Here is a 5,708-nt window from a genome sequence, read left to right as displayed (position 1 = left end):
GAAAAAATAATTAAAGTTTTAGAAGCAACTCAACTCTTTTTAAATAGAAAAGGTATAATTACGATTTTTTCATTAGATTATAGAATAATGAGAGTAGCTATAGAAAAAAATTTTATAAATATTTATAAAGATATAAATGATAATAATATGACAAATCTTTTGGTAAAAGAGTTTATCACAGAGTATATTGAGAAGTTTATACAAATTCCTTTTTTTATTCCAAATCCTGATTCTAAAGGAATTGACGAGTATTTAGAGTCCATTTGTGAAACCTCGGATGAGAAAGAATGTTTAGAAAATGAATATAAAATTAATGAACCAGTATTTAATTCTAATAATAACATTCAAAATCAAAATGAAAACAACAATAATATTTATTCAGATAGTGAAGTTAAAATTCAGTTTACTAGAAACGAATTTAATTTTTTTAAGTCAATAATTACCAAGTATGTAAAGGTGAATGCAAGAAAATATAAGAAATTAAGAAATTTAATTTTATTAAATAAACAAATATATTTTTCTGGTAATGAAATGAAAGCTTCCTTTATCGACTATATGACTTGGTTTATTTTTCATTGTATTTATACAAATGAAGCTAATTATTTGTTAATTCATTCTCAAAAATACCTTTTACTAAAACCAAAAGACAGAATTATTGATATTTTCGATTTCAATGGTTTATATTGTTCCCCTAAGGATAAAAGTTATGAAGATTCTAGATATGAACTACAAATGAATGCGAATTTATATATCAAATCCGAAGCTTTTAAGGGTCTAACTATAGATAAAGTCGTAGAGTTTTCAAAGTTATCTACTGCATTCGTCTATCCAAATTATTTAGAAATCATGTGAGTTATTTATGAAGCAAGACATAGGATATAGGGAAAGTTACTGGATGACAAACTTAATTTGTGATGTTATTGAAAATATAGACCTTATGAAAAAATCAATTCTTTGCCGTGCATTCCATGGCGAACTCAGTACCAATAATCCCTATAAAGAAAGTGCATTGGAGTTGTTGAAAGAGGTTTTGAGGGAGCGGGTAGGGTTAACTTAGATTGCTGAACGGGTTACTATATTAAAAACAACCTATCAATTTTGAAAGGGATTAAATGCGGGAATTAAATCAGAAGGATGCCTAACGGCATCTTTTTCTGCATTTTGCAAAATTAATATACTAAAAGCAGGATTTTGGAAAAAGGTAAAGAATGTAAAACTCTAGGGAGATAAGGGGGATGGTCACGAAATGAATAGCTCACGAGGGTCGCTGTGGCGAAAATGGGATTTACATGTTCATACTCCTGCTTCAATTGTGCAACATTACGGGAGTAACAGTGAGGAAACTTGGGAGAGATTTATCAGTGACCTAGAAGAACTTCCAAAAGATTTCTCGGTATTAGGTATCAATGATTACTTATTTTTAGATGGTTATGAACGACTCAAAAGAGAAAAAGAAGTAAACCATCGTTTAAAAAATATCGATTTGTTGTTGCCAGTTCTCGAATTCAGAATTAGTAAGTTTGCGGGAGTCAATTTCGGAAGTCTGAAAAGAATAAACTTCCATGTTGTTTTCTCAAATGAGGTAGAGCCAAGTACAATTAGGAGCCAATTTCTGAATACCTTAGAGCAAGGGTATAAGTTAGCTCCAGGAGTTAATGAGGGCTTTTGGAAAGGAAGTATTACGAGAGAAAGTTTAGCTGACCTAGGTAAAGCAGTCAAAGGCAGTACACCTATTGAAAAAAGAGCGAACTTTGGTAGTGATTTAGTAGAGGGATTTAACAATCTCAATTTGGATGAGGAACAGATATTCAAAGCACTGGATAAAACGTATTTCAAAGAAAAGTTTATCATAGCTATTGGTAAAACAGAATGGGATTCACTCAATTGGACGGACGGTTCAATCGCGGAGAAAAAAGACGTTATAAATAGGGCAGAGATTGTTTTTACTTCTGCCGAAACGTTGAACAACTTTAGAAACGCAAAACAAAAGCTTAAAGATAACGGCGTTAATGATTTGCTGTTGGATTGCAGTGATGCTCATAGATTCTCTGATTCTCGTGACAAGGATAGAATTGGTAAGTGTTTTACATGGATAAAAGCCGACCCTACATTTGATGGATTACGGCAAATCACTTATGAGTCTGAAAGGGTTTATGTTGGTGAAAGACCTCCTATCCTAGATAAAGTAAGGAATAATAGAACAAAGTATATTCAATCTTTACAAATAAACAAGGTAATAAATTCAAGATTGAATGAAACTTGGTTCGAAAATCTTACGCTTGAATTTAACCCCCAGTTGGTTACTATTATAGGGAATAAGGGCAATGGGAAGAGTGCTCTTTTAGATATTTTGGGTTTAGTGGGAGATACGAAAAATCATAGTAATTTCTCTTTTCTTAATAATACAAGGTTTAAAAAAACGTAAAAAGGCTTCTCATTTTGAAGCTAAGTTAGTTTGGGAAAGTGGAGACGAAAGCTCGATTAAAAACCTTATGGATGTACCAGAGGAACACTCATACGAAAGAGTAAAGTATATCCCGCAGAACTTCTTTGAGACAATTTGTAATGACAATCCTGATGACTTTGAAACAGAACTTAAGAAGGTCATTTTTTCACATGTGGATGCAAGTGAAAAGTTAGGTCAAAAGAGTCTTGAAGAATTAATTGATTATAAGAGCCAAGTCTTACTTAAGGATATTACCTTGTTCCAGAATGAGGGAGGGATTCTAAATAAAGACATCATTGATTTGGAGAAGAAAAGGACAGCAACATATCGAAAATCTATTGAGGAGGGTCTATCAAATAAAAAACTAGAGTTGGCTAACCACCAATCAAACAAACCTAAAGATGTCGCCAAACTAGAATCTAATGGTGACTACCAAAAGTCAATAGATGAAGAAATAAAATATAAGAGAGCAGAGAAAGAGAAGCTAGAAGAGGAGCTTAACCTGGCCACCAAGAAAAAATCGGAGCAAAAGATAAAGCAAAGTAACCTTGAAAGAATAAGTCAAGCCATTGACACTTTTCAATCCCAATATGAAAAATTAAAAACCGATAATGAACCATTTCTAAAAACAATCGGATTCAAGTTTGAGGATGCTGTTCAAGTTCATATAGACAAGAATGCTATCAACACACTGGTTGAAACTGTAAAGATTAAAATAGAAACTCTTAGCGACTCCATAAAACCCGATAATGAAAATGGTCTAGCATTTAAAATTATCAAGTTAGGTGAAGAGATAACAAATCTACAATCTAAGCTTGATGAACCAACAAAGAGATATCAGACATATCTGGATGATATCTCCAAATGGGAGCAACGGGAGCAGGAACTTATCGGTGCAGAGGATATAGAGCTAACATTAAAATACTACGAAGGGGTTCTCATATATCTCGATAATGAACTGGAAAATGATTTGGCTTACAAAAGAGAGCAACGGAAAGGGGTAGTTTCTCAACTCCATGAAAAAAAGCGAGCCATTTTAGAGGTTTATAAGGAACTTTATAAACCTGTTACGGGCTTTTTGGAGCAGTATAAGAATATCAATAAGGATTACGAAATTACTTTCGATGTATCGTTTCGCCTGAAAGATTTCGAAGAGAAATTTTTGAACTACGTGAATCAAGGTGTAAAGGGTACGTTTTACGGTAATAAAGAAGGAACAGTAACTTTAAAACAAATAATTTTGGAAACTGATTTTAATACTCTCGAAGGGGTTATTGAGTTTTTTGATAAAATAATTATTTGCTTAGAGCGGGATAGGCGACCAGGTCAAGGGAACGAGAGTCGAGAGATTCAGAGTCAAATCAAGAATGGTTTTTATCTAGATATGTATAACCTTATCTTCAATTTAGACTACTTAGTGCCATATTACGAACTTAAACTGGGAGGGAAGAGTATTCTTCAACTATCACCTGGGGAGAAAGGAGCATTATTATTAATATTTTACTTAATTCTCGACCAAGATGATATTCCGCTGATAATTGACCAACCTGAAGAAAACTTAGATAACCAGAGTGTTTATAACATACTCGTTCCTTTCATAAAACACGCCAAATCGAATAGACAGATTATTATTGTTACTCATAACCCGAACATTGCCGTTGTATGCGATGCAGAGCAAATAATACACGTTTCAATTAGCAAGACACAAGATAATGAAATGAGTATCAACTCTGGTGCTATAGAAAATCCCTCCATAAATAGTTCTATAGTACAGATACTTGAAGGCACTATGCCTGCGTTTGAAAAAAGGGAGCTAAAATATACCTTGACCAAAAATAATATGCATTCGATACCTGTTTGACCGAGTGAAAATATGGAAGCGAGGAGAGGGTTGAATGAATCTTCAAGAAGCTGTAATGCAGTTTGTTAGAGCAATTCAAAATAAAAAAATGGTACAAATCAGATTCTATTCGAAAGAGGATGGGGTTACTATTGAAAGAACTTGTGCTCCTATGGATTTCGGTCCGAGTAGAAGAGCGAGATTAAAGAATGATAGATTCCATGTATGGGATATAGACAGTGATGAGAAACCACATATTCTTAGCCTTCCTCCAGAACAGATAGTAGACATAGTTGTGCTTGATAACGAATTTAACCCTTCTAATATTGTAAATTGGGATACTAACAGGACTCCTTGGTTTGTAGAACGTGATTGGGGTGATGTTTCCTAGTTGGTTGCAAATATTTTTATAATTAGTAAATAATTAGCCGTCTTTGGTCATTATTTAAATACAAATTATTCTGAATATGACATTTTTATAATACAAAATTTAAAAACGGTACAGTAAAGGGTGTAGCAAAATGTTTGACGTGTTTACAGAAGAAATTGAAGTTTTAGTAAAAGATGGAATAGCTAATTTGTATTGGTTTAGAGAGGACTTGAGGAAAGCTTGGTTAAGGTCAGGGATTAGCCCAACTGTTTGCGACTTACTACTTGCTAAGAAAAGAGAAGATGGGTCTAACCTTTCAAAGAGAGAGTTAATGGATGGACTATATTTGCAATTTAGACAATCGGATTTCGATAGAAGGTTGGAATCTTCACGTAATTTTGTCCGTATTCTTATAGAACATAAGAGCTTCGTGCCACAACAGGAAAAACATAGAATCGAGATAGCAGAGCGAAGCTCGTTAAAGCTTAAGGAGATATTGCGTCAACAAAAAAAGGAACAAGAAGGCAAGGATGCGTTACGAGCGAAGGCTCTTCGGGCACAAAAAGAAAGCTATGATTTTAGGTTAACGAGATTGAGGGAACGTTTTGACCAAATACTAAAACTTGATAGGCAAAAAAGGGGCTATGAATTAGAAAAGTTTTTTGGAGAATTAATGGGTTTAAGTGGAATTCCAGTTGAAGAACCTTTTAGGATTATGGGCGAACAAATAGACGGAGCTATTAAGTACGATGGTCATTATTACCTTCTTGAGCTGAAATGGATTGAGAAAAAAGTAGATGGTCGTGAAATGGGGAGCTTCTATTTAAAAATTGAAGGGAAGATGGATGCGAGGGGCATTTTTGTTTCCATGAATGGTTTTTCAAAAGAACTTTTAGCTTCCTTACCTAGAGGAAAAGAGTTTAAAGCAATTCTATTAGATGGTACACATTTAATGAATGTGATTTGCGGAGTTTATACATTCCAGAACCTCTTAGAACATGCAATTAGTGAAGCGTCTTTAAGAGGAGAAATTTATTGCTCACATAATATAA

The 5,708-nt window shown here is 33.7% G+C and carries 5 protein-coding genes; all 5 read left to right on the top strand.

The window, feature by feature from the left end; all coding sequences use genetic code 11:
• Positions 1–852: P-loop NTPase fold protein (locus UF75_RS24490; protein WP_045577133.1), on the top strand; the 852-nt coding region annotated here is incomplete at its 5' end.
• Positions 853–1,246: 394 nt separating this feature from the next.
• Complete coding sequence (locus tag UF75_RS26640) at positions 1,247–2,425, top strand: hypothetical protein (protein ID WP_052693625.1); 1,179 nt, start codon at positions 1,247–1,249, stop codon at positions 2,423–2,425.
• Positions 2,367–4,307 (top strand): TrlF family AAA-like ATPase, encoded by a 1,941-nt coding sequence (locus UF75_RS26635; protein ID WP_348983100.1) that lies wholly within the window; start codon positions 2,367–2,369, stop codon positions 4,305–4,307. The genes UF75_RS26640 and UF75_RS26635 overlap by 59 nt, the downstream gene beginning before the upstream one ends.
• A 34-nt stretch (positions 4,308–4,341) precedes the next feature.
• Positions 4,342–4,677: a hypothetical protein gene (locus UF75_RS24475; RefSeq protein ID WP_045577131.1), complete on the top strand. Its 336-nt coding sequence runs from the start codon at positions 4,342–4,344 to the stop codon at positions 4,675–4,677.
• A gap of 130 nt (positions 4,678–4,807) precedes the next feature.
• Positions 4,808–5,708 (top strand): restriction endonuclease (locus UF75_RS24470; protein ID WP_045577130.1); only part of this gene is annotated, 901 nt, incomplete at its 3' end.

Source organism: Desulfosporosinus sp. I2 (assembly GCF_000960765.1).
Lineage (GTDB): Bacteria > Bacillota > Desulfitobacteriia > Desulfitobacteriales > Desulfitobacteriaceae > Desulfosporosinus.
The sequence above is the reverse complement of the archived record's forward strand: the minus strand, read 5'-3'. Positions and strand labels throughout refer to the sequence as shown.